Origin of the sequence: Maritimibacter alexandrii (assembly GCF_005871115.1) — a bacterium.
Classification (GTDB): domain Bacteria; phylum Pseudomonadota; class Alphaproteobacteria; order Rhodobacterales; family Rhodobacteraceae; genus Maritimibacter; species Maritimibacter alkaliphilus.
In genome coordinates this window covers 836,295-856,164 of record NZ_SWKQ01000011.1, presented here as the reverse complement: position 1 = coordinate 856,164, position 19,870 = coordinate 836,295, and the positions used below count along the sequence as shown (strand labels likewise).

The 19,870-nt window shown below is 63.5% G+C and carries 20 protein-coding genes; 12 read left to right on the top strand and 8 right to left on the bottom strand.

Translation table 11 applies throughout. The features are described 5' to 3' along the window. Positions 1 to 54 precede the first annotated feature (54 nt). The 5 genes from recA (at position 55) to FCT00_RS12290 (ending at position 5,316) form a co-directional block, all read left to right on the top strand. Positions 55 to 1,131: a recombinase RecA gene (gene recA, locus FCT00_RS12310; protein WP_040884382.1), complete on the top strand. Its 1,077-nt coding sequence runs from the start codon at positions 55 to 57 to the stop codon at positions 1,129 to 1,131. Positions 1,132 to 1,301: 170 nt separating this feature from the next. Beyond that, positions 1,302 to 3,950, top strand: a complete 2,649-nt coding sequence (alaS, locus tag FCT00_RS12305) for an alanine--tRNA ligase (RefSeq protein WP_138423222.1) — start codon at positions 1,302 to 1,304, stop codon at positions 3,948 to 3,950. 1 nt (position 3,951) lies between these two features. After that, on the top strand, positions 3,952 to 4,239 hold the full coding sequence (locus FCT00_RS12300) for a DUF1330 domain-containing protein (protein ID WP_138423221.1): 288 nt from the start codon (positions 3,952 to 3,954) through the stop codon (positions 4,237 to 4,239). 334 nt (positions 4,240 to 4,573) lie between these two features. Beyond that, the gene (locus FCT00_RS12295; protein ID WP_138423220.1) at positions 4,574 to 4,843 is read left to right on the top strand and encodes a hypothetical protein; all 270 of its coding nucleotides are present in this window, start codon (positions 4,574 to 4,576) and stop codon (positions 4,841 to 4,843) included. Positions 4,844 to 5,022: 179 nt separating this feature from the next. Then, positions 5,023 to 5,316, top strand: coding sequence for a hypothetical protein (locus FCT00_RS12290; protein WP_138423219.1), 294 nt, complete (start codon positions 5,023 to 5,025; stop codon positions 5,314 to 5,316). A gap of 72 nt (positions 5,317 to 5,388) precedes the next feature. Here FCT00_RS12290 and typA read toward each other — a convergent pair whose 3' ends face one another. The 8 genes from typA to FCT00_RS12250 form a co-directional block, all read right to left on the bottom strand. Continuing rightward, positions 5,389 to 7,206 (bottom strand): translational GTPase TypA, encoded by a 1,818-nt coding sequence (gene typA / locus FCT00_RS12285; protein WP_008328871.1) that lies wholly within the window; start codon positions 7,204 to 7,206, stop codon positions 5,389 to 5,391. Between the two features lie 70 nt (positions 7,207 to 7,276). Then, positions 7,277 to 8,239 carry an alpha/beta fold hydrolase gene (locus tag FCT00_RS12280; RefSeq protein WP_138423218.1) on the bottom strand — a complete coding sequence of 321 codons (963 nt, stop codon included), beginning with the start codon at positions 8,237 to 8,239 and terminating at the stop codon, positions 7,277 to 7,279. A gap of 59 nt (positions 8,240 to 8,298) precedes the next feature. Continuing rightward, positions 8,299 to 8,916, bottom strand: coding sequence for a YitT family protein (locus tag FCT00_RS12275; RefSeq protein WP_008328868.1), 618 nt, complete (start codon positions 8,914 to 8,916; stop codon positions 8,299 to 8,301). Further along, on the bottom strand, positions 8,917 to 9,249 hold the full coding sequence (locus FCT00_RS12270) for a DMT family transporter (protein ID WP_171042978.1): 333 nt from the start codon (positions 9,247 to 9,249) through the stop codon (positions 8,917 to 8,919). After that, positions 9,246 to 9,563: a divalent-cation tolerance protein CutA gene (gene cutA / locus FCT00_RS12265; RefSeq protein WP_138423217.1), complete on the bottom strand. Its 318-nt coding sequence runs from the start codon at positions 9,561 to 9,563 to the stop codon at positions 9,246 to 9,248. Before cutA ends, FCT00_RS12270 begins: the two co-directional genes overlap by 4 nt. 64 nt (positions 9,564 to 9,627) lie before the next feature. Continuing rightward, positions 9,628 to 10,725 carry a Hint domain-containing protein gene (locus tag FCT00_RS12260; RefSeq protein WP_138423216.1) on the bottom strand — a complete coding sequence of 366 codons (1,098 nt, stop codon included), beginning with the start codon at positions 10,723 to 10,725 and terminating at the stop codon, positions 9,628 to 9,630. Between the two features lie 72 nt (positions 10,726 to 10,797). After that, positions 10,798 to 12,009 (bottom strand): NADP-dependent isocitrate dehydrogenase, encoded by a 1,212-nt coding sequence (locus FCT00_RS12255; protein ID WP_138423215.1) that lies wholly within the window; start codon positions 12,007 to 12,009, stop codon positions 10,798 to 10,800. 158 nt (positions 12,010 to 12,167) lie between these two features. Then, positions 12,168 to 12,956 (bottom strand): enoyl-CoA hydratase, encoded by a 789-nt coding sequence (locus FCT00_RS12250; RefSeq protein WP_138423214.1) that lies wholly within the window; start codon positions 12,954 to 12,956, stop codon positions 12,168 to 12,170. Between the two features lie 55 nt (positions 12,957 to 13,011). Between FCT00_RS12250 and FCT00_RS12245 the strand changes: the two genes are divergently transcribed. The 7 genes from FCT00_RS12245 (at position 13,012) to FCT00_RS12215 (ending at position 19,856) form a co-directional block, all read left to right on the top strand. Then, the gene (locus FCT00_RS12245; protein ID WP_008328860.1) at positions 13,012 to 13,434 is read left to right on the top strand and encodes a PaaI family thioesterase; all 423 of its coding nucleotides are present in this window, start codon (positions 13,012 to 13,014) and stop codon (positions 13,432 to 13,434) included. A gap of 79 nt (positions 13,435 to 13,513) precedes the next feature. After that, positions 13,514 to 14,491, top strand: a complete 978-nt coding sequence (locus tag FCT00_RS12240) for an SLAC1 anion channel family protein (RefSeq protein WP_138423213.1) — start codon at positions 13,514 to 13,516, stop codon at positions 14,489 to 14,491. A gap of 245 nt (positions 14,492 to 14,736) precedes the next feature. After that, entirely contained in the window at positions 14,737 to 15,375 is a 639-nt protein-coding gene (locus FCT00_RS12235; protein ID WP_008328857.1) for a hypothetical protein, read from the top strand. Positions 15,376 to 15,504: 129 nt separating this feature from the next. Continuing rightward, positions 15,505 to 15,969, top strand: a complete 465-nt coding sequence (gene rplM / locus FCT00_RS12230) for a 50S ribosomal protein L13 (protein ID WP_008328855.1) — start codon at positions 15,505 to 15,507, stop codon at positions 15,967 to 15,969. 2 nt (positions 15,970 to 15,971) lie between these two features. Further along, positions 15,972 to 16,466 carry a 30S ribosomal protein S9 gene (gene rpsI / locus FCT00_RS12225; RefSeq protein WP_008328853.1) on the top strand — a complete coding sequence of 165 codons (495 nt, stop codon included), beginning with the start codon at positions 15,972 to 15,974 and terminating at the stop codon, positions 16,464 to 16,466. 195 nt (positions 16,467 to 16,661) lie between these two features. Further along, positions 16,662 to 17,231: a cache domain-containing protein gene (locus tag FCT00_RS12220; RefSeq protein ID WP_138423212.1), complete on the top strand. Its 570-nt coding sequence runs from the start codon at positions 16,662 to 16,664 to the stop codon at positions 17,229 to 17,231. Positions 17,232 to 17,261: 30 nt separating this feature from the next. After that, positions 17,262 to 19,856 carry a methyl-accepting chemotaxis protein gene (locus FCT00_RS12215; protein ID WP_138423211.1) on the top strand — a complete coding sequence of 865 codons (2,595 nt, stop codon included), beginning with the start codon at positions 17,262 to 17,264 and terminating at the stop codon, positions 19,854 to 19,856. Positions 19,857 to 19,870: the final 14 nt, after the last annotated feature.

Below are 19,870 nucleotides of genomic sequence, written 5' to 3'. Positions count from 1 at the left end.
GAACAAGAGCAACAATTGCTGCCCGGCTCCGGGTATGGAATAAGGATGGAAAACATGGCAACCGCAAACCTCCTGGACCTTGATATGAAACGCGACAGCGAGAAGCAGAAGGCGCTCGACAGCGCACTGGCGCAGATTGAACGCCAATTCGGCAAAGGCTCGATCATGAAGCTCGGCGCCGACAACCCGGTGGCCGAGATCGCTTCGACATCGACCGGCTCGCTCGGTCTCGACATCGCGCTGGGGATCGGCGGGCTGCCCAAAGGCCGGATCATCGAGATCTACGGCCCGGAAAGTTCGGGCAAAACGACGCTGACGCTGCATTGCGTGGCCGAGGAACAGAAAAAGGGTGGGGTCTGCGCCTTCGTCGACGCGGAACATGCGCTCGACCCGCAATATGCCAAGCGGCTGGGCGTCGACCTTGACGAACTCCTGATCTCGCAGCCCGACACCGGCGAACAGGCGCTGGAAATCGTCGATACGCTGGTGCGCTCGGGCGCGGTGAACATGGTCGTCGTCGACTCGGTCGCGGCCCTGACGCCGAAATCGGAACTCGAAGGCGACATGGGCGACTCCTCCGTCGGCGTGCAGGCCCGCCTCATGTCTCAGGCGATGCGCAAACTCACCGGCTCGATCGCGCGGTCGAACTGCATGGTCATCTTCATCAACCAGATCCGGATGAAGATCGGCGTCATGTTCGGCTCGCCCGAAACCACCACGGGCGGTAACGCGCTCAAATTCTACTCCTCCGTCCGTCTCGACATCCGCCGCATCGGCGCGATCAAGGACCGGGACGAAGTCGTGGGCAACGCGACCCGCGTGAAAGTGGTGAAAAACAAGGTGGCCCCGCCGTTCAAGCAGGTCGAATTCGACATCATGTATGGCGAAGGCATCTCGAAAACCGGCGAGCTTCTGGATCTCGGCGTCAAGGCCGGTGTGGTCGAGAAATCGGGCGCGTGGTTCAGCTATGGCGACGAGCGGATCGGGCAGGGGCGTGAGAACTCCAAGACCTTCCTCAAGGAAAATCCCTCCATCGCGCTTGAGATCGAGGACAAGATCCGCGCGGCGCATGGCCTCGACTTCGATATGGGCGGCGCCGACTTCGACGACGCGGACGTGGTCGAGGACTGATCGGTCGGAGACGGCCAACTCCGGAAAAGGCCCACGTGACGGGTGAAACCGGCGCGGAGAATACTCGGGAAAGGGCAGGCCTTGGCCTGTCCTTTTTCGTCGTGGTGGACAGTGGTCGTGACCCCCGATAAACCGGGCGGACCGAAACCAAGAATGCCCGGACCCGCGCCATGGCCAGCCTGAACGATATCCGCTCCACTTTCCTCAGCTATTTCGAAAAGAACGGCCACACGGTCGTCGACAGTTCGCCGCTCGTCCCGCGCAACGATCCGACGCTGATGTTCACGAACTCCGGCATGGTGCAGTTCAAGAACCTGTTTACCGGGGTCGAGCACCGCGACTACACCCGCGCGACCACCTCGCAGAAATGCGTGCGCGCCGGGGGCAAGCACAACGACCTCGACAATGTCGGCTACACGGCCCGTCACCACACCTTCTTCGAGATGCTCGGCAACTTCTCGTTCGGCGATTATTTCAAGAAAGAGGCGATTCCCTTCGCGTGGGAGCTCATCACGCGTGAGTTCGGCATCCCGAAAGACAAGCTTTATACGACGGTGTATCACACCGACGACGAAGCGTTCGAGATCTGGAAAAAGGTCGGCGTGCCGGAAGAGCGGATCATCCGCATCGCCACCTCGGACAACTTCTGGCAGATGGGCCCAACCGGCCCCTGCGGGCCCTGCACCGAGATTTTCTATGACCACGGCGACCACATCTGGGGTGGCCCTCCGGGTTCGCCCGAAGAGGACGGCGACCGGTTCATCGAAATCTGGAACGTCGTGTTCATGCAGAACGAGCAATTCGAAGACGGCTCGATGCGCGAACTGGACATGCAGTCGATCGACACCGGCATGGGGCTGGAGCGGATCGGCGCGCTGCTTCAGGGCAGCCACGACAACTACGACACCGACCTGTTCAAGGCGCTGATCGAGGCATCGGCCCATGCCACCGGCGTCGACCCCTATGGTGACCACAACGTGCACCACCGCGTGATCGCGGATCACTTGCGCTCGACCTCGTTCCTGATGGCCGACGGGGTGATGCCCTCGAACGAGGGGCGTGGCTACGTGCTGCGCCGGATCATGCGCCGCGCCATGCGCCATGCGCATCTGCTGGGGGCCAAAGACCCGGTGATGCACCGTCTTGTCCCGGAACTCGTGCGGCAGATGGGTCAGGCCTACCCGGAACTCGGACAGGCCCAGTCGATGATCGAGGAAACCCTGCTGACCGAGGAAACCCGGTTCCAGGCGACGCTTGATCGCGGCCTGAAACTGCTGGACGAGGAACTGGCGAAACTGCCCGAAGGTGCTGCGCTTCCCGGCGAAGCGGCGTTCAAGCTTTACGACACCTTCGGGTTCCCGCTCGACCTCACGCAGGATGCGTTGCGCGAAAAGGACCGGCTGGTGGACACCGAAGGCTTCGACGCGGCGATGGCCGAGCAAAAGGCGAAAGCGCGCGCCGCATGGTCGGGGTCCGGCGAAGCGGCGGATGCGACCGTTTGGTACGATATCGCCGAAGAAAAAGGCACGACCGAGTTCCTTGGCTACGACACCGAAAAGGCCGAGGGCCAGATCGTCGCGCTTGTCGCGGACGGCGACAAGACCGACAAGGTCGATACCGGCAGCGTTCAGATCGTCGTGAACCAGACGCCGTTCTACGCGGAAGCCGGGGGTCAGGTCGGCGATACCGGCACGATCACGACCGAGACCGGCAAGGCGCGTGTCACCGACACCAAGAAGGTGGCGGGCGTCTTCATCCATTTCGCCGAGGTGGTCGAGGGGTCGATCGAACGCGGGCAGGGCGCGGAACTGACGGTCGAGCATGACCGCCGTTCGGCCATTCGCGCCAACCACTCCGCCACGCACCTGTTGCACGAGGCGCTGCGCGAGGCGCTTGGCGATCACGTGGCGCAGCGCGGCTCGCTCAACGCGCCCGACCGTCTGCGGTTCGACTTCAGCCACAACAAGGCGCTGACGGCGGATGAGATCGGGCGGGTCGAACGCGATGTGAACGCCTACGTCCGGCAGAACACGCCGGTCGAAACCCGTATCATGGCCCCCGACGATGCGCGTGCGCTTGGCGCGCAGGCGCTCTTCGGCGAGAAATACGGGGACGAGGTGCGCGTCGTCTCCATGGGTCGCGCGGCGACCGGCAAGGGCGTCGACAAGGAAACCTATTCCATCGAATTGTGCGGTGGCACCCATGTGAAACGCACGGGCGACATCGGCGCGTTCGTTCTGACGGCTGAATCCGCCTCCTCGGCCGGCGTGCGCCGGATCGAGGCGCTGACAGGCGAGGCGGCGATGGGGGAACTGCGCCGCCGCGAAATGCTCATGTCCGAGGTCGAGGGACTTTTGAAAGTGTCCGAGCAGGACGTGCTGTCGCGACTTCAGGCCCTTCTGGACGAACGCAAGACACTGGCCGGGCAGGTCGACCAGTTGCGCCGGGAACTCGCCATGTCCGGTGGCGCAGGGGCCGGGCCGGACGCCGAACAGGTGAACGGCGTGGCGTTCTTCGCCCAGTCGCTGACGGGCGTGTCCGGTCGCGACCTGCCGCCGCTGATCGACGAGCACAAGGCGCGGCTCGGCTCTGGTGCCGTTCTGCTGATCGCGGATGTCGACGGCAAGGCGGCCGTGGCCGCGGGTGTGACGCCCGACCTGACCGATACGGTGTCGGCTGTCGACCTCGTGCGCGCGGCGGTGGCCGAACTTGGCGGCAAGGGCGGCGGTGGCCGCCCCGACATGGCGCAAGGCGGTGGCAAGGATGCCGCCAACGCAGATGCCGCGATCGCCGCGGCCAAATCGGTAATTGGAGGATAAGATGCCCGCACTCTGGATCGCGCACGTCACGGTCACCGACGCCGACGCCTATGGAAAATATGCCGAGCTTGCGGGCCCGGCCATCGCCAAGCATGGCGGCGCGTTCATCGCGCGCGGCGGGCGCTATGTGCAGCTTGAAGGCACGGATCGCCCGCGCAACGTGGTCGCGAAATTCCCGACCGTCGAGGATGCTGAGGCCTGTTATAACTCGCCCGAGTATCAGGCCGCACTCGACCACGCGCGTGGCGCGTCCGAGCGTGATCTGGTCATCATCGAGACGACTGAGTAACTCCCCGGCAAGAAACCGCCAAACAGACCCGAAACCGGGCGACTGGGCCTTTTCCAGCCGACCCGGTGATTCGGCAAAATTGTGGCATTGTTTCCGGCCCGGAAACGCGACGCTGGCTCTCATCACGCTGTTTCCAAAGGGGAAACCTAGCATGTTTCGAACATGCCACAGGATTGGTGCCAAAACTGAACCGATTCAGCCGGATTTGGGGGATTTTACCTAAAACCAAGGAATATCGGGGGTTTAACGGGGTGGAAACGAGAATTCCTGTCGCGCAACTGTGAAAAACTTAGTTAAGGTTCATTTACCAACAATTCATTTGGGAGATCGATCAATGAAAAAACTGATTGCTGGCGCTGTGCTCGCTTCGGCCTTCGCTGCCCCGGCTTTTGCCTGGGAAGGTCACGTTGTGGCCTGCTATGACAAAGTCTGGGTACCGGCCTCGTACGCCTACTCGAAGAAGCTGATCATGGCGGCTCACACCGAGTGGGAGCACAACAAGAAAGGTCAGATGGTCAAGGTGCATTACCCGGCCGTCTACAAAGAGATCAAGACCATGACGGCCCCCGGCCACTACGTCGCCAAAGCGGCGAAGTGCAAGTAAGGGCTTAAGTCCAAGCTGCCATGGCAAGCCTTTGGGCGTGGGGGGCGATCTCCACGCCCTTTTTCGTGCATTAACCTTAACGCCCGCCCGCGACCTGCCGGAAGAATTCCGGAGCGCGGGCATAATTGTGCCGCATTTGTCGACAATGCTTCGGTTTGAAAAAGACTGAGGAACGAGCAATGCGCAGGGCAATCCTGACACTCCTTTTCATCGCCGCCGCCGGGTCGGTGTCGGCCGAGGAGCGCTATATCAACATCGGCAACGACCGGGTGAAATTGCTGGCTTGTTTCAACGAGGTGATGGTTCCGGCCAAATACTCGGTGAAAAAGGTTCTGATGGAACCCGCACGGCAGGCCTATGTGAAGCGGTCGACGGGCCGGGTCGAGCTGGTCGAATATCCGGCGGTCTACCGCGAAGAGCGGACGCTGGTCGAAGCCTCCTACAAGCTGATGAAACCCATTCCCTGCAACTGAGCAGGGTCGCGCCATGAAAAAAGGCCGGGCGGGAAACCGCGCCGGCCTTTCGTCGTGTTCGATTTTTCGCGATCAGGCCGACTTGGCCGCGCGCTTGCGCTCATGCGGGTCGAGATGGCGCTTGCGCAGGCGGATCGCGTTCGGCGTGACTTCGACCAGTTCGTCGTCGTTGATATAGGCGATGGCCTGTTCCAGCGACATGCGGCTGATCGGGGTCAGGCGCACCGCGTCATCGGTGCCCGAGGCGCGCACGTTGGTCAGCTTCTTGCCCTTGAGCGGGTTCACCTCGAGGTCGTTGTCGCGCGAGTGTTCGCCGATCACCATGCCCTGATAGACCTTCTCCTGCGGCTCGACGAACATCTTGCCGCGCTCTTCGAGGTTCCACAGCGCGTATGCCACGGCCTCGCCATCTTCCATCGAGATCAGAACGCCCGCCCGACGGCCCGGGATCGCGCCCTTGTGCGGGGTCCAGCCGTGGAACACGCGGTTCAGAACGCCGGTGCCGCGCGTGTCGGTGAGAAACTCGCCGTGGTAGCCGATCAGACCGCGCGACGGCACGTGGGCCACGATGCGCGTCTTGCCCGCGCCCGCCGGTTTCATCTCGACCAGATCGCCCTTGCGCGCGCCGGTGATCTTTTCGATGACCGCGCCGGAATAGTCGTCGTCCACGTCGATGGTGACTTCCTCGACCGGCTCCATCCGCACGCCATCCTCTTCGCGCATGATGACCTGCGGGCGCGAAATCGACAGTTCGAACCCTTCGCGGCGCATGTTTTCGATCAGCACGCCCATCTGGAGCTCGCCGCGCCCCGACACCTCGAAGGCCTCGCCGCCCGGCGTGTCCTTGATCTTGATCGCGACGTTGCTTTCGGCCTCTTTCATCAGCCGGTCCCGGATCACGCGCGACTGCACCTTTTTGCCGTCACGACCGGCAAGCGGGCTGTCGTTGATGCCGAAGGTCACGGTGATGGTCGGCGGGTCGATCGGCTGAGCTTCGAGCGGTTCTTCGACCGCAAGCGCGCAGATCGTGTCTGACACGGTGGCCTTGCCCATCCCGGCGAGCGAAACGATGTCGCCCGCAACAGCCTCGTCGATCTCGGTCTGGCCGAGACCACGGAAGGCGAGGATCTTGGACACCCGGAATTGTTCGATCTTCTGCCCGATGCGGCTGATCGCCTGCACCGTGGCGCCCGCCTTCAGCTTGCCGCTCTCGACACGGCCGGTGAGGATGCGCCCGAGGAACGGGTCGGCACCCAGGGTGGTCGCCAGCATCTTAAAGTCCTCGCCCTGATGGGCAAGCTGACGGGGCTTCGGGACGTGGTTCACGATCAGCGCGAAGAGCGCCGAGAGATCCTTGCGCGGCCCGTCGAGGTCGGCATCGGCCCAGCCGGAACGGCCCGAGGCGTACATATGCGGGAAGTCGAGCTGGTCGTCATCGGCGCCGAGGTTGGCGAACAGGTCGAATACCTCGTCCAGCGCGCGGTCGGGCTCGGCGTCGGGTTTGTCCACCTTGTTCAGCACGACGATCGGGCGCAGGCCAAGCGCCAGCGCCTTGGAGGTGACGAACTTGGTCTGCGGCATCGGGCCTTCGGCGGCATCGACCAGCAGGACCACGCCATCGACCATCGACAGGATACGCTCCACCTCACCGCCGAAATCGGCGTGGCCGGGGGTGTCGACGATGTTGATGCGCGTGCCTTTCCATTCGACCGAGGTGGCTTTCGCAAGGATCGTGATCCCGCGCTCCCGCTCGAGGTCGTTGGAATCCATCATCCGCTCGGACGTGGCCTGATTTTCGCGAAACGCGCCCGACTGCTTCAAAAGCTCGTCCACGAGGGTCGTCTTGCCGTGGTCGACGTGGGCGATGATGGCGATATTGCGAATTTCCATTGCGGGGTCCTTGTCCTGCTCGCGGGTCGCTTACAGGCGGACGGGCGGAATGGCTAGGGGCAAAGCGGCGTCAAAGCGTGGCGAGCCAGTCGATGAGCGCCTTGTTGACCGCTTCGGGCGCTTCCTGCTGGGTCCAGTGGCCGACACCGGGCAGGCGGTGCACGCCGCGCAGGTCGGCCAGCGTCTTGGGCAGGAGATCCTCGGGCGGGGTGCGGAACATAGTCAGCACCGGGTCACGGTCGCCATAAAGGAAAAGGCTCGGCTGCTGGATGATCGGGTTCGACGGGTGCGCCTTGAGAAACGCGTGATCCTCGCGCTGATTGCGGTATCGGTTGAGCGGGCCGCGAAACCCGGAGGTGCGGAAATCTGCGGCGTAGCTGTCGAGGTCATCTTGCGTCAGCCACGGCAGCGGCAGATCGGGCCGGGGCAGACCCTTGAGCACCGGGTCGCCATGCGCCTTGTCGGTGGGCCATCCGTTCGGCGGGCAGTCGCCGGACCACGCGTAGTAGAACTTGGCGAGGCTGTCTTCGACATCCGCCTCCAACTCGGCTTCGGCCACGCCTTCGTCCTGAAAATAGACCTGATAGAAGAAGCGGCCCTTGTCGGTAAAAAGCTTGTGGTAAAGGTCGATCGGCGCGACGTCGCCGGGCGGCGCATAAGGCACGGAAAGCCCAGCGACGGCGCGAAACTGCTCAGGGAAGAGCCGCGCGGTGTTCCATGCCAAGGGCGCGCCCCAGTCATGCCCGACAATGACGGCGGGTTCATCCGACAACGCCTGCGCGAGACCCAGAAAGTCGCGCGTCATGACCTCCATCGCATAGGCCGAAACGGCCCCCGGCGCGTCCGAATTGCCGTAACCGCGCACATCGGGAATACACACGCGATAACCCGCTTCCACCAGCGGCGACACCTGCTTGCGCCAGCTATACGCGGTTTCGGGGAAGCCGTGGACGAGGATGACGAGCGGCCCGTCGCCCTCGATGCGCGTGGCCAGCCGAATGCCGTTCGTCTCGATAAAGCTCTTGTCGGTCATGTCGTCCTCCCGCAGCCATTGGGCGCCTGCGTGGGCCGGCTGTCAAAACCTCCGCTGCGTCAGCCTTTGGCGATGTAGCGGTCGCGACGGTGGTTGAGCGCGATCAGGATGTTCAGGAAGGCCGCGCCAAGCAGCGACCAGATCACCACCTTCGGCTCGAACAGGAAGAAGGCGACGATGAAAACACCCGCATCGAAGATGAGCTGCGTCAGGCCCGCCCGAAAGTCGAACCGGTCCTGAAGATACAGCGCAAGCATCCCGATCCCGCCAAGCGATGCCCCGTGACGAAAGAAACTCAAAAGCCCCATACCGGCCAGAACCGAACCGATGATCGCCCCGTAGGCGGGATGCGGCAGGTCGAGCGTGATGGTATCTGCGAAAAACTCCGACACGGTCGACATCAGGATGACGGCGATGAAGCTCTTGATCGTGAACATCCAGCCCATGCGCAGGGCGGCGAAGACGTAGAACGGAAGGTTCAGGAGGAAAAAGACCAGACCGAAGGGCCAGCCGCCCAAGTAGGACAGGATCAGAGCGGTTCCCGCGATCTGGCCGGTGAACAGCCCGGCGGTTTGCAGGAACACGATGCCGAGCGCGACGAGTGTCGTCGCGATGACATATGCGACGGCGTCCTCGACCAGCGAGTGTCGGTCGGGCGGGGCGGAGAGCAGAAGCATCTAGTGCGGGGCCGTCTTGGAAAACAGGTGAATGACGAAGATCCCGCCAAGGATCATCGCCATGCCGAAGATCGCGGCGGGGTCGAGCCGCTGACCGAACACGACGAAGCCGATGAAGGCGATCAGCACGATGCCCAGCCCCGACCAGATCGCATAGGCGATGCCGACCGGCAGGAACTTGAGCGCCCAGCCGAGCAGCGCGAAGGAAATGCCATAGGCGATCACCACGACGATGCTGGGGGCGAGCCGCGTGAACTGCTGGCTCGCCTGAAGCGCGGTGGTCCCGATGGTCTCGGCGACCACGGCGAAGAAAAGGATGAGATAGGGCATCAGGCGTCCACGTTGTCGGTGATCCAGTCGAGGTAATCCTGCGCCCCCCACACGATCGGGAGCGCGGTGATCTGCGGCACGTCATAGGGGTGCGTTTCGCGCACCTTGTCGGCCACCACGGGCAGCGCCAAAGCAAGCGTCTTGCCGGTGAGAAGCCATTCGGGCTCGCGCTCGATCTCGTCGTTCCAACGATAGACCGATGTGACCGCGCTGACTTGCCCACAGGCGATGAGCCGCGCGTCGACCAGCGCCGCGGCAGCCGCCTGCGCGCTCTCGGCGTCCGGATAGGTGATGTGAAGTTCGACCGCGTCGACCATGCTCGCCTCCTGCTTCGGGTCAGGCTAGGCGCGGGCGTCGGGGAAGGGAAGAGGTCGCGCGCGTTCAGACCGTCACGTCGCACAGGCCGATGACGGCTTGCGCTTTGCGCGCCCGTTTGCGCAATCGCCGGGCATGTCGTGCCGCCTCGGCGCGGGTGACGAGCGGGCGGGCAGAGCGTTCATGCCGGAGCCCAGGCGGAAGGCTATTCCCCAACGCGCGCCGGGTCATCGGGCCAAGGTGCAGGCTTTCGCAAGGGGCGCCGTCCGCAATCAGCACTTCGTGGTGCGCGAGCAGAAGATGAACATAGGTCGCGACCGAACGCCCATGAAGAACGCGCGCGCCCGGCAGATCGGTCAGGCCGATCGCTGGGGCCAGAACCTCATCCACCCCGAAACTGCGCCGAACCTCGCCCCCGCGCAAAAGCACTCGGTGTTGGGGGGACACGACGAGGGTGCGGCGTGGCCAGCCGCCCCCAAGGCTGCCGGGCGCGAAGGACACCGGGCGATTTCGGTTGGGGAACCGTCCCAGCGATACTCGGCGCGCCCCGGTCCAGCACAAGACCTGCGCGCCATGGTCGAGCGTGCGCACGAGGTCGCCGGGCCCAAGACGCTCCGCCGGAACCGGACCGGACGGCGTGTCGATCATCGTGCCCGCCGTGAAACAGACCACGCCCGCATATGCGACCGTGTTCGTGTCGCCCGTGCTGCTGCTGTTCAGCGCGACATCGCTGCTCGCCTTCGGGTAGAACGTGGCCCCCGGCGGCACGTAGTAATAAGGCACCTGAGGCGAGAAGCCCACGTTGGTGCCGTCGATGGTGATGATCCAGACTTCGGCGCCGGAACCGTCGACCAGCGAAAATTCCGAGTAGACCGTGCTGCCCGCCGCATAGGTGACGCCGTTCAGGGTGACCTCTTCGGCAAGCACCGCCATCGCCCCGGTCTCGGCATTATTGTCCTCGAGCATCCCGTCATCGTCGATGACCTTGAGGTGCACCGGGCCAGCCCCGGTATAGGTATAGGTCTGCCCGATCCAAGTCGGACTCGAGGGGTCGTAGTTCAGGGCCCCAGGATCGTTGGCGTCGAGGTCGGTGTCGCGGTGATCCGGGGTAAGCGCCGCCGGAATCGACACGGCGGACCAGTCGTAGACTCCGATGATCGGCATGGCACGCTCCCCTTCTGCGCCGAAACGCAGGGCGAAAGGTAGCGGGCTTGGGTTACGGAAGGGTTGAGGGCCTTAGCCCAGCGCCTTTTGCAGGTTCTCGTCCACAGCGTCGAGGAAGCCGGTGGTGGTGAGCCATCCCTGATCCGGGCCGACCAGAAGGGCGAGATCCTTGGTCATCTGCCCGCCCTCGACGGTCGCGATCACGACGGCCTCGAGCGTTTCCGCGAACGACTTGAGCTTGGCATTGTCGTCCAGCTTGGCGCGGTGCTTCAGCGCCCCGGTCCAGGCATAGATCGAGGCGATCGAATTGGTCGAGGTCGCCTCGCCCTTCTGGTGCTGTCGGTAATGGCGGGTGACGGTGCCGTGGGCCGCCTCGGCCTCGACGATTTTGCCGTCCGGGGTCATGAGTTGGCTGGTCATCAGCCCGAGCGAGCCATAGCCCTGCGCCACGGTATCGGACTGCACGTCGCCGTCGTAGTTCTTACAGGCCCAGACATAGCCGCCCGACCATTTCAGCGACGAGGCGACCATGTCGTCGATCAGCCGGTGTTCGTACCACAGGCCCAATTCGTCGAATTGGTCCTTGAATTCCTCGTCAAAGACCTGCTGGAACAGGTCCTTGAAGCGCCCGTCATAAGCCTTGATGATCGTGTTCTTGGTGGACAGGTAGACGGGCCACTTGAGGTTGAGGCCATAGTTGAAGCTCGCCCGCGCGAAGTCGATGATGCTCTCATCGAGGTTGTACATCGCCATCGTCACGCCCGCGCCGGGGGCGTCATAGACCTCGCGCTCGATGACGGTGCCGTCCTCGCCTTCGAACTTCAGCGTGATCTTGCCCTTGCCGGGGAAGGTGAAATCGGTGGCCTTGTATTGATCGCCGAAGGCATGGCGCCCGACGACCACCGGCTTGGTCCAGCCCGGCACGAGGCGCGGCACGTTCTTGCAGATGATCGGTTGGCGAAACACCACGCCGCCCAGAATGTTGCGGATCGTGCCGTTGGGCGACTTCCACATCTTCTTCAGCCCGAATTCCTCGACCCGCGCTTCGTCCGGCGTGATGGTGGCGCATTTCACGCCGACGCCGACCTCCTTGATCTTCATCGCCGCGTCCACGGTGATCTGATCGTCGGTCTCGTCGCGCTTCTGGATCGACAGATCGTAATAGAGCAGGTCGATGTCGAGGTAAGGCGCGATCAACTGCGTCTTGATGAGATCCCAGATGATGCGGGTCATCTCGTCCCCGTCGATATCGACGATGGGGTTGTCGACCTTGATCTTGTCCATGCGGCGCGCTCCTGCGGGATGAGAGTCGCGGGAAGCCTAGCGCCTTTGCAGGTGCAGCGAAAGCGGGGTGGAGGTGTTCGTGCGTGGCGCGTGCGGATGGGACGGGAGCGAGGGGCCAGCCCCTCGCGCTCCCCGAAGTATTTATGAAACAGAGAAGATCAGGCGGGCCAGTCGGGTTTGCGCTTTTCGATGAAGGCCTGAATGCCCTCGGCGGTGTCCGTGTCCATCATGTTGTGGACCATGACGTCGCCGGTGAAGGCATAGGCGGCATCCAGTGGCATCTGGAGTTGTTCGTAGAAGGCTTGTTTGCCGATCTTGACGGCCGAGGCGAGTTTTTCGGCCACAGTCGTGGCGAGCGCGGTCGTCTCGGCTTCGAGGTCTTCGGGGGCGACGACACGGTTGACGAGGCCAAGCTCGCGGGCGCGGCTGGCGTCGATGAACTCGCCCGTTGTCAGCATTTCGAACGCCTGTTTGCGCGGCACGTTGCGGCTGAGGGCGACCATGGGCGTGGAGCAGAAAAGGCCGATGTTCACGCCGTTCACGCCGAACCGGGTGCCGGTCGCGGCGACCGCCATGTCGCAGGAGGCGACGAGTTGGCAGCCCGCGGCGGTGGCGATGCCGTGTGCGCGCGCGATGACCGGCTGGGGCAGGGTGGGGATCATCTGCATGACTTCGCCGCAGCGGGTGAAGAGGTCCGCGAAATAGGCGCGCCCGCCGTCCTCGCTTTGCCGCCCGGCCTGCATTTCCTTGAGGTCATGGCCCGCGCAGAACGCCTTGCCCGCGCCCGCCAGAACCACGGCCTTGATCGAACGATCCTCGCGCAGCGCCGCGAATTCGGCCTTGAGCGCGGCGAGCATGGCGTCGGACAGCGCGTTCAGCTTGCCCGGATCGTTCAGTGTCAGCGTCGCGATTGACGCCACGTCCTCGCGCAGCAGGATATCCGTCATCTTGTCCTCCCTTGTCCGTTGACCAACGATAGGCGCGACATGAGGGAGGATAAAGATGCAGTTGAAGATGTCGCTGGACGAGTTGAACGTGTTCCTCGTCGAGCATTTCCCGCAGGTGGCCGGCGATTTCGAGGTGCTGGACGTGTCCCCGATGCGGATCACCACCCGCGCGCTGGTGGATGACAAGCATCTCAGGCCCGGCAACACCGTGTCGGGTCCGACCATGTTCGCGCTGGCGGATGTGTCGGTTTACCTCGGCATCCTCGCCATGATCGGGCCGAAGGCGCTGGCGGTCACGACGAACTGCGCCATCGACTTCATGCGCAAGCCCGTCGCCAATGCGAACCTGCGGGCCGAGACGCGGATTCTGAAGCTCGGCAAAGTCCTCGCCGTGGGCGATACGCTCATCTACTCTGAAGGTCAGGATGCGCCGGTCGCGCGGGCGGGGCTGACCTATTCGATCCCGCCGGAGCAATGACGGCCCGTTGATTTGGGTCAAGGTCGGGCGCCGGGAACACATGCAGTATCCGTAATGTGAACGGATCGGGAGAGACAGGATGACCGAGGCAACGGGCGACGCCATTGCGGGAAACCGGCTGGAGCATTTTCCCATCACCTTCTTCGCCATCGTCATGGGGCTTCTGGGCCTGACGCTGGCCTTGCGCGCCTCGGCCCCCGTGCTGGGGTGGACCGAAGTGGTGGCCGAGGTCATGGTCTGGGTGGCCGTCGGTGTGATGGTCACCATCGCCGCGTTCTACCTCGCCAAGCTGCTGCGCCACCCCCGCGCCGTGATCGAGGAGTGGCAGCATCCGGTGCGGATCGCGTTTTTCCCGACGATGACGATTTCTCTGCTTCTGCTGGCGACCGCCCTGCGCGACACCCATCCGGCCCTGTCCGAGCCGCTCTGGATCGTCGGGGCCGCCGGGCAGGCGGTGCTGACCATCGCGGTCGTGACCGGCTGGATCAGCCATCGGTCGTTTCAGGTCGGGCACCTGACGCCGGCGTGGTTCATTCCGGCCGTCGGCAACGTGATCGTCCCGGTGGCCGGCGCGCGCATGGGCTATATCGAACTGTCGTGGCTTTTCTTCGCGGGCGGCATGATGTTCTGGGGCGTGCTCCTGACCCTCGTCATGAACCGGCTGGTGTTTCACGACCCGATCCCGGCCCGGCTGTTTCCGACGATGGTGATCCTGATCGCGCCGCCGTCGGTCGCCTTCGTGGCCTATATCGCGATGGTGGGGGCCGTCGACGGGTTCGCACGTAGCCTGATCTATATCGCCTATATCTTCGCGGCCCTCGTGGTGGCTCAGATTCCGCGCCTCGCCCGGATTCCTTTCGCCCTGAGCTGGTGGGCCCTGTCGTTCCCGCTGGCCGCGCTGTCGATCGCGTCGTTCCTGTTCGCGCGGCTGGAAGGGACGGCGGCGCATCAGGCCATCGGCCTTGGGGTGCTGGTGATCCTGATCCTCGTCGTGATCGATCTGGTCTACCGCACGGTTCTGGCCACGTTGCGGGGCGAAATCTGCCGTCCTGAGTGACGCGGCGGGGTTTGCCCGCTCCGAAAGGATTCGGGCGGCTACGGTTTGCATGCGGGCGATGCGGGGGCGTCGTATGGCCGCGCCACTTCGATCGTATGCAATCGGTGGTCAATGTGCCGGGCCGAGGCGGGATTGTCTCCGCCCCGGTAACGAGACAACGTGTTTCTTCTACCGGCTCTTAACTTTCGCTCGGAGATTGGACCATTTCGGTTATTCTGGAATCGCAAGGAACGAGCCGCAAGTCCATGAAAGAACATACGAAAGCGGTCTTGGAGGCCTGTACGGGGCAACTCGTCGCGCTGGGGCTTATGCGCCGGCGCCGTGGCCTTGCCGTCTGGCAGATGAATGACGAGATGTGGGGGGGCGTCGGGATGCAGGCGCAATTCCTGCGCTCGGGCGCGATGCGCGTCATTCCGGTGCCGCAGGTCGTGTGGGATCCGGTCGAGCAACTCGTCGCACATGGCAAGGGAACCGGGTATCGCCCGTGGAGCGCGACGGCGATCACGCGGTCCCGTGTCGTGCTGCCCGAAAAACGCATGGGGCCGTTCGAGTTCCGCGATCCCGAAGTGCAGGGGGCGATGCTGGACAAGTTCGGCGTCTTCGTGCGCCAGCGTCTGATCCCCACGATCCTCGAAATGGCGGATGAGCGTGAGATTCTGCGCCATTACCGTGCCGAGGCCTACAAGGGGCTGGGGCGCGCCGAACATGCGCTGGCGATCCTCGCCTGGACCCATAAGAGCCTTGAACTCGAGGATGACTTCGGGTCGCTCCTCAGGCAGCAAACGCAGGACGAGACCCGGGCGAGCCTCGAGGCGTTTCACCACCGTTTGCGCGGGTCCGAGGAGGCGCGGGCACTCATCGCACCGGAAATCCGGCCCGAATAGGTGGGGTAAAATAATACCCAAATTGCAAGCCATTGAAATCGCTTGCATTTGCCGGAAACAAAGCGCTTGACCGGACGCGCGAAATCACTAAAACCGCGCCATCCGACAACCCACCAAGGGCCGAATGACATGAAAACCTTTTCTGCAACCCCTGCAGATATCGACAAGAAATGGGTCGTGATCGACGCTGAAGGCGTTGTTCTGGGCCGTCTTGCCTCGATCATCGCCATGCGTCTGCGTGGCAAGCACAAGCCCAGCTTCACCCCGCACATGGATTGCGGTGACAATGTCATCGTCATCAATGCCGACAAGGTGCAGCTGACCGGCAAGAAGCGTGCCGACAAGATCCATTACTGGCACACCGGCTTTCCGGGCGGGATCAAGAACCGCACCGCCGGCCAGATCCTCGAAGGCGAATACCCCGAGCGTCTCCTGACCCTCGCGGTCAAGCGCATGCTGCCGGGCAACCGGCTGAGCCGCCAGCAGATGACCAACCTGCGCGTCTACGCCGGGGCCGAGCATCCGCATGAGGCCCAGTCGCCCGAAGTGCTGGATGTCAAATCCATGAACAAAAAGAATTCGCGTGAGGGCTGATCATGGCTGAAGAAATCAAATCGCTTGATGAGCTGAACTCGGTCGTCGAAGGCACCGAAGGCGAAACCGTCATCGAAACCTCGGCGCCGCGCGAACCCGTTCGTGACGAGCTGGGCCGTTCCTATGCCACCGGCAAGCGCAAGGACGCGGTCGCCCGCGTCTGGATCAAGCCGGGCTCCGGCAAGGTCACCGTCAACGGCAAGGAGATGGACAAGTACTTCGCCCGTCCCGTGCTCCAGATGATCCTGCGTCAGCCCTTCACCGTCGCCGGTGTCGAAGGCGAATTCGACGTGATGGCGACCGTCGTGGGCGGTGGTCTTTCGGGGCAGGCCGGTGCGGTCAAGCACGGCATCTCGAAGGCGCTGCAACTCTACGAACCGTCGCTGCGCCCGGCGCTCAAGGCCGCGGGTTTCCTGACCCGTGACAGCCGCGTCGTGGAACGGAAGAAATACGGCCGTGCGAAAGCCCGCCGCAGCTTCCAGTTCTCGAAGCGCTGATCCCAAGGGATCGTTTATGTCGGAAGGGCCGCTCGTTGGAGCGGCCCTTTCTCGTTTGAAATCATCAATTTGAAAGATGTTCCTAAATCTGCGCCGCAGCGTTTGAGGGCCATTAACCGACGAGAAAGACAAGCCGCGTAGGGTCTCGCACCATGTCCCCGATCCCGGGGAAATGTCCTGCAACGGAGACCCGACATGAAATCACTTCTCGCCACCGCGCTGGCCCTGGGCCTCGCGACCCCCGTTCTCGCCGACGATGCCTCCACGGCGATGGGGGCCTTTCTCGATGAAAATGTCGCGCCCTGGGCGACGGACCCGGTTCTCGTCGATGCGATCCGCGCCCAGAACGAAGCGCACGCGGGCCTGACGCAGGCCAATATCGACGCAATGGATCAGGCGTGGCGAAACGAGGTGGGGCAGGCCGACACCCCGACCATTTCGCGCGTCATCGACAGCGCGGCATCGGATTTTTTGCGTGCGCGTGTCGATGCCTCGGCCGGGGCCATCACCGAAGTGTTCATCATGGACGATCACGGCCTGAACGTCGCGGCTTCGGCGACGACCTCCGACTTCTGGCAGGGCGACGAAGCCAAGTTCTCCGAAACCTACGGTGTGGGTGCCGACGCACGCCATTTCTCCGAGATCGAAAAAGACGAATCGACACGCTCGTATCAGGGCCAAGCGTCCTTCGCGATCACCGATCCGGACAGCGGCGAGGTCATCGGTGCGATGACTGTCGGCATCAACGCCGAAGCCCTGTTCTAATCCAAGACGACCAACTGGAGACGCAAGGTCATGGACAAGACTGAGAAATCCCAAAAGCGCGGCGGTGTCCGCATCAATTCGATCTTCTTGAAGCTCGCGGGCGTCATCTTTGTCATGTCGACCTTGCTGACCGCCCTGACGTCGTGGCTCTACACGGGCGCGGCGGTCTACGAACTCGAAACCGTGTTGAAGCATTCGGCGCTGGAAATCTCCGAGATGACGGCTGAGTCCTTGGGCGGCGCGATCGCCTTCGGCGACGCCGAAGACATTTCGGCGCAGATTCACGGCCTGACCGACCATGAAAACGCCGAGACGGTGCATGGCCTTGCAACGAAAGCGGACGGAAGCGTGATTTCCGCGGGAGGGCAGGCACCGGACCTCGAAAGCGAACTCGCGACATTGGCGGAACGCGCAGTGGGGACCGGTGAAACGGTCGTGTCCGGAGACGGCTACAACATCGCCGTGCCCGTGTTTTACGGTGAACGCGACAGTGCCGTGGGCGCTGTGGCCTTGGCCTGGACGGCTGAACACCTTATCGCCGAAGCGCGACTGGTTCAGAACCGCGTCATCCTGATCTCGGCCGCTGTCGTGCTGGCGGGGCTGCTCCTCATGATGGCCGGAATCCGCGCCTGGATCACCAAGCCTCTCGTCGACGTCTCTAGGATCGTCGACGAGGTGTCGCGCGAGAACTACGACATCGACATCAAGACGGCGCGGCGCGGCGACGAACTCGGCGATCTCGGGAAATCCGTCGACAGCCTTCGCATGACATTGAAGATGGGTACCGAACTGGCGCAGGAAAACCGGTTCCGTGGCAAAGCGTTTGAGGCCTCCTCCGCCGCCATCATGATGGCGAGCGCCGACATGCGCATCATGTCGGCGAACAACTCGGTCATGGAGATCATGCGCAAGTTTCGGACCGATTTCGAAAAGGCCGCGAAAGGGTTCGACCCCGAGAACGTCGTCGGCACCGACATGGACTTCTTCCATCCCGGCGCGTTGAAGGACAAGGTGCGCCGACTGCTCGGTGATCCCGCCAATCTTCCCTACAAGGCGAACATCAGCGTCGGCGAAGGCCGCTTCGAACTGGTCATCAGCAGCGTCGAAAACGATGACGGTTCGCTCGAAGGCTACGTGATCGAATGGTCCGACAAGACCGAGCAATACATGAACGAGGCGATCCTGACGGCCATCGAGTCGAACCAGATCAAGGCCGAATTCGGCGTCTCGGGCGAACTTCTCGACGCGAACGCCCTGTTCCGCTCGGCCTGCAACATGGGAACCGGAGACCTGCGCGGCGTCCGCACCGACGAGGTGTTCGACTTCGACACGACCTTGGCCGAAGAGCGTGGCACCGTTTTCGACCGCCTTCGCAAGGGCCAGACCGTCTATGGATCGTTCAAGCTGAAGCGGCGCGGGGGCGGCGTCACGATCGTGGACGGCGGTTTCACACCCGTTCAGGACGTACACGGGAAACTTCTGCGCATCATTCTGGTCGGAAACGACGTGACCGAAGACCGTGAAGCCATCGACCGGGCCGAAGCGGAACGCCAAGCGGCCAAGGTCACACAGGACAAGGTCGTGGACGCGCTACGCGAAGGTCTGGAAGCTCTGGCCGAGGGCGATCTGATGACCCGGATCGACGAAGCTTTCACCGAGGATTACGAACAACTGCGCAACGACTTCAACAAGGCGGCCGACAAGCTGCTGGAGGCGATGCGCGGCGTGATCGAGAACGCCGATCTCATCACCGGCGAGGCGGCCGAGATTTCCACCGCCGCGGACGACCTGTCGGCCCGGACCGAGAAACAGGCGGCAACGCTGGAGGAAACCGCCTCCGCGCTCGATCAACTCACCTCTTCGGTGCGGTCGGCGGCTGATGGCGCGACCCATGCCAACGAGATCGTCGACAAGGCCCGCGAAAACGCGGAAGCCTCGGGCGAGGTCGTGCGCGAGGCAGTGACGGCGATGGGCGAGATCGAAAACTCGTCGACCCAGATCTCCAAGATCACCGGCGTCATCGACGATATCGCGTTCCAGACCAACCTTCTGGCCCTGAACGCGGGCGTCGAGGCGGCTCGGGCCGGCGAAGCGGGGCGCGGCTTCGCCGTCGTCGCCTCGGAGGTCCGGGCGCTGGCGCAGCGGTCATCCGATGCCGCGCGCGAAATCAACGAGCTGATCTCGGCTTCGGGCGGCCAGGTCAAACGCGGCGTGGACCTCGTCGGACAGGCGGGCGAGGCGCTGAAGGGGATCGTCGAAAGCGTGTCGGAAATCTCCAAACATGTCTCCGAGATCGCGGTGAGCTCGCGTGAACAGAGCTCGGGCCTTGCCGAAATCAACGCGGCGGTGAACCAGCTCGATCAGGTGACCCAGCAAAACGCGGCGATGTTCGAGCAGACGACCGCGGCGAGCCATGCGCTGACCCGTGAAGCCGAAACGCTGGCCCGGACCATGGGCCGCTTCCAGACCGGCGCCCCGGCCCGCGAGGCGGCTGCCCCCGTGGCCTTCACGACCAAACGCGACACCGCACCCGCGCGATCGCCAGCCAGCGCGGCCCGAGCGACCGGGACCACCGCCACCGCCGTGTCGCAGGCGCCCGACGATGATGGGTGGGACGAATTCTGAGGGACGGGGTGCCA

What these genes read in the sequence shown, in the direction of transcription:
- recA (WP_040884382.1), top strand. Translation starts at nt 55, where the DNA reads ATGGCAACCGCAAACCTCCTGGACCTTGATATGAAACGCGACAGCGAG.
- alaS (WP_138423222.1), top strand. Translation starts at nt 1,302, where the DNA reads ATGGCCAGCCTGAACGATATCCGCTCCACTTTCCTCAGCTATTTCGAA.
- FCT00_RS12300 (WP_138423221.1), top strand. Translation starts at nt 3,952, where the DNA reads ATGCCCGCACTCTGGATCGCGCACGTCACGGTCACCGACGCCGACGCC.
- FCT00_RS12295 (WP_138423220.1), top strand. Translation starts at nt 4,574, where the DNA reads ATGAAAAAACTGATTGCTGGCGCTGTGCTCGCTTCGGCCTTCGCTGCC.
- FCT00_RS12290 (WP_138423219.1), top strand. Translation starts at nt 5,023, where the DNA reads ATGCGCAGGGCAATCCTGACACTCCTTTTCATCGCCGCCGCCGGGTCG.
- typA (WP_008328871.1), bottom strand. Translation starts at nt 7,206, where the DNA reads ATGGAAATTCGCAATATCGCCATCATCGCCCACGTCGACCACGGCAAG.
- FCT00_RS12280 (WP_138423218.1), bottom strand. Translation starts at nt 8,239, where the DNA reads ATGACCGACAAGAGCTTTATCGAGACGAACGGCATTCGGCTGGCCACG.
- FCT00_RS12275 (WP_008328868.1), bottom strand. Translation starts at nt 8,916, where the DNA reads ATGCTTCTGCTCTCCGCCCCGCCCGACCGACACTCGCTGGTCGAGGAC.
- cutA (WP_138423217.1), bottom strand. Translation starts at nt 9,563, where the DNA reads ATGGTCGACGCGGTCGAACTTCACATCACCTATCCGGACGCCGAGAGC.
- FCT00_RS12260 (WP_138423216.1), bottom strand. Translation starts at nt 10,725, where the DNA reads ATGCCGATCATCGGAGTCTACGACTGGTCCGCCGTGTCGATTCCGGCG.
- FCT00_RS12255 (WP_138423215.1), bottom strand. Translation starts at nt 12,009, where the DNA reads ATGGACAAGATCAAGGTCGACAACCCCATCGTCGATATCGACGGGGAC.
- FCT00_RS12250 (WP_138423214.1), bottom strand. Translation starts at nt 12,956, where the DNA reads ATGACGGATATCCTGCTGCGCGAGGACGTGGCGTCAATCGCGACGCTG.
- FCT00_RS12245 (WP_008328860.1), top strand. Translation starts at nt 13,012, where the DNA reads ATGCAGTTGAAGATGTCGCTGGACGAGTTGAACGTGTTCCTCGTCGAG.
- FCT00_RS12240 (WP_138423213.1), top strand. Translation starts at nt 13,514, where the DNA reads ATGACCGAGGCAACGGGCGACGCCATTGCGGGAAACCGGCTGGAGCAT.
- FCT00_RS12235 (WP_008328857.1), top strand. Translation starts at nt 14,737, where the DNA reads ATGAAAGAACATACGAAAGCGGTCTTGGAGGCCTGTACGGGGCAACTC.
- rplM (WP_008328855.1), top strand. Translation starts at nt 15,505, where the DNA reads ATGAAAACCTTTTCTGCAACCCCTGCAGATATCGACAAGAAATGGGTC.
- rpsI (WP_008328853.1), top strand. Translation starts at nt 15,972, where the DNA reads ATGGCTGAAGAAATCAAATCGCTTGATGAGCTGAACTCGGTCGTCGAA.
- FCT00_RS12220 (WP_138423212.1), top strand. Translation starts at nt 16,662, where the DNA reads ATGAAATCACTTCTCGCCACCGCGCTGGCCCTGGGCCTCGCGACCCCC.
- FCT00_RS12215 (WP_138423211.1), top strand. Translation starts at nt 17,262, where the DNA reads ATGGACAAGACTGAGAAATCCCAAAAGCGCGGCGGTGTCCGCATCAAT.